Annotated in this window: 3 protein-coding genes; 1 reads left to right on the forward strand and 2 read right to left on the reverse strand. The window is 55.3% G+C overall.

Going from position 1 to position 2,948, the window contains the following annotated elements:
* On the reverse strand, positions 1 to 453 hold a 453-nt coding region (locus tag H6A60_RS10920), incomplete at its 3' end, for a hypothetical protein (protein ID WP_205104535.1).
* Positions 454 to 724: 271 nt separating this feature from the next.
* Entirely contained in the window at positions 725 to 1,588 is an 864-nt protein-coding gene (locus H6A60_RS10925) for a hypothetical protein (protein ID WP_205104537.1), read from the reverse strand.
* A gap of 172 nt (positions 1,589 to 1,760) precedes the next feature.
* On the opposite strand from H6A60_RS10925, the gene H6A60_RS10930 reads away from it, so the two are divergent.
* A complete protein-coding gene (locus H6A60_RS10930; RefSeq protein WP_205104539.1) occupies positions 1,761 to 2,246 on the forward strand; it encodes a hypothetical protein in 486 nt (161 codons plus the stop codon).
* Positions 2,247 to 2,948 lie beyond the last annotated feature (702 nt).

Raw genomic sequence — 2,948 nt, forward strand, 5'->3', positions numbered from 1 at the left:
GATCTTGACGTACCGATTGCCGGACGCGTCTTCCGCGAGCCTGTACGGGCCGTAAAAGCGGTCGTCGGCAGCGATGAGGACCGGGGTGTTCAGGAAGCCGAGCAGTTCGGCGACGTTGATCGGGCGGCCGGAGGCATCCGGCTTTTCGTTGAGCGGTTTCGGGGAAAAGCTCACTCGCACGAGGTCGCTCTTGTTTGGACCAGGCATGCGGCCGTTTTCCGGATACACGACGACGAAACCGCAGAGGTCGGACGTCGGCCGCATAAGGCCGTCGTGGAACACCTGATCGGCATTGAGCCGAATGCCGTAGTCTGGATTCGATTCGGCCGTCTGGATGAGTTCCGTTTCGCCCCAGTCGAGGAGATACGGCGTCGTCGTCAGGAACGTGCGACGCTGCTGCGAGAACAGGTTGATGCCGCCGAACTTCGGGAATCGCTCCCGAGCTTCTGTCATGGTGATGGGCATCCAAGCGCCGTCTTCGAAGACGGCTGTCGGATAGAAATTGAAAAAGGATCCGATCTGACGGACACAGCTGAGTACGCGGCAGTTACCGGGCGCGGGTTCGGTGATCGAGAGGAAGGGAATGCCGAGCGTAAACCGTCGGGGGATCGGTTTCTCGACAACAGGAGGCCGCTTGTCGACCGTCTCGGATGTAGGCCGGATTCCGGTGCTTTGAGCATCCGCAGCCTCCTGAGCCGGCGAAGGTACTTCCTTGGCCGACGCGTTAGCGGCATCGTCCTGCTCCAGTGCGATAGGCGCCTCCGTTTCCTTGTGAGCGACTTTTGGGCGGCGGTTGCTTCTCGATAGTGGATGATGTCTCTGGTGCCGCCTTTGCAGCTTTTTCTTCTTTCACGGACTTTTCCGCTTTTTCCGATTTCTCGTCGGATGCTTCTTCAGCCGTACCCTCATCTGCGGTAAGGAACTCGCGCAAGGCAGGAACCGCCTCGACAATGCGGTTGAAGTCGGCGTCGAGTTCTTCAAAGATCGCCTTGTCGGCTTCCTGCGACTTGTTTTCGGCAGGGCGCTCGCGTATGCGCTTCAGCGCTTCTTGCAGAACTTGAGCGGAGAAGACGCACATAGTGAAGGGGGGAACCGCAGAAAGGCTGTCGACCTGGGCCAGCGTGAGCGCAGAAGGATCTTTTGCATAGTCCGGGAAATAGAACTCGCCGATCGGTGAATTTGGTGTTGGATGCGCGAGTCCTGCCAGCCAAACAATGGCTGCGTCGCTTTGCTTGTTGCAGAGCTGCAAAACGCGTTTGCAGACGCTGCTCTTCGAGTTTTTGAACTCGTTATCCTGGATGCGGAAACCGTCGAGGAGAAATGAATTCTTCTTAGCTCGCCAAAACTTGACGGACTCCCGTCGTGAAGTCTCCGGCAGCCAGCGAATGATGCGGTCGAAATAAAGCGAGGGAGTCGACATTTCTTCTCCTGAGCGGTTTAACCAGAAGATTCTGCCTAATGTTTTCGCGACGTGCCTGATTTGCAATTTCGCTTTGGGGCTGGCGTTTCCGACGGACGAGGCGCGCGATGAGCGCCTTTTCAACCGGCCCGGAGCGCGCAAAGCAAAGCCCAGAGAGGCATCTGTCATTCGCGTTTCCAACATCGCTCGCCATAAAGCGATTACTGCTCTACGGTTTTTGAGGGAAGGGCGTAAATATCACTTCGTCACTTAGGGACGGGGCCCTTCGACACCGAATGAAGCAAAATGATGCCCACTGCTGTAGAGTTTCACTTCCTTTTCGAGCGCTTCATTCTGAAAAATGGCTAACACCAAGAAGAAAAGAACGAAAAAGCACTATCGCCCGCGCGCCGTAGCGGTGCCGCCGTATCTTGGCACTTTCCTCTCGAAGGAGGGATTGCAGGAACGGAAGGTTGAAGAAGACCGTCTCTTCCTGCTTCGCGTTGCCAACCGCACGGTCGAGGAGGAAGAGCTCGTGCTTTATACGCGGCTTTTCCAAATGGCTTGGATCCTCGCTTCAAAAATGCAGGATGCCCTGAAGATGCGTGAGGTAATTGCGAACGGTCTGCGCGCCGTCGGGGCCTACCTGTCGCCAGATGCGGTGGAATTCGACGACGAATTTTTCAACGATCTGTCACAGGCCGTCGAGGTCTGTCGAGGGATCATCGAACAGTCCGGACAACTAGAACGGGCCCAGGCACTCGATGCCGTAATGAATCGAAATTCGCACATCGGACTCGAAAGCATCACGGGTAAAAATATCAACGACGCGGAAGTGCATCTCTAACGTCATCGAGCTTCGGTAATGATTCCCGAGAGTCTGTGGGCTTTCCCGGTTTGAACGGAGCCTAAAAGCGAAAACGCTTTTCCGGCAGCAGCGTTCCGGCGCCTAACGGCGCGATCGGCCACGAAGCGTTTTCTCCTCACCCGTTGAAGGCTTTGTCATCTTGTTGCGAAGCCGGCAGGACAGTTTGTTCTGCAGCCGTTCCGGATCGATCCACGCCCCCTTAACGGTCTGAAGACGACGCGATTTTGCATCGCCATATCGAAGTTTGCGCTTGTCTGCAGGCTGTGTCCCGATCGGGTCCCGAATTTCTATGCCGAAACTCCTGTTAGCCGCGGAGTCAGCACGGTCGACGCGCTCAAGGTTTTGACAACCACGTTTCGGGATTCGGTTCAGCGCACTTTGTTCTTTTCGAACATTCACGGCAAAAGCTTCTCTTCGTTCGATTTCGGCGAAGAACGCGGAGGCGTTGACACTGTGGAGCGGACATTCTCGAAGGGCTCAAAAAAATCTTGTGCCGAGCGCCAAGGCAGCCCTTCCGGCTTTCTCCCTTAACGTGTCCCAAGCAGACAAATTGAGAAATTCTTTTGCACTAATTATTTTTGTGTCTCTCCGACTCAAGATTCGTAAAGAACCGTTCTTGTTACGATTAAAGTCTTCCTCACACGAATGCGCGCGTTGACAAGAATGCAGACGTTACCGCTT

Origin of the sequence: Sutterella massiliensis (genome assembly GCF_016899755.1) — a bacterium.
Lineage (GTDB): Bacteria > Pseudomonadota > Gammaproteobacteria > Burkholderiales > Burkholderiaceae_F > Sutterella > Sutterella massiliensis.

Excerpts from the sequence above, each read along its gene's own strand:
- H6A60_RS10930 (WP_205104539.1), top strand. The coding sequence starts at position 1,761 with ATGGCTAACACCAAGAAGAAAAGAACGAAAAAGCACTATCGCCCGCGC.
- H6A60_RS10925 (WP_205104537.1), bottom strand. The coding sequence starts at position 1,588 with ATGACAGATGCCTCTCTGGGCTTTGCTTTGCGCGCTCCGGGCCGGTTG.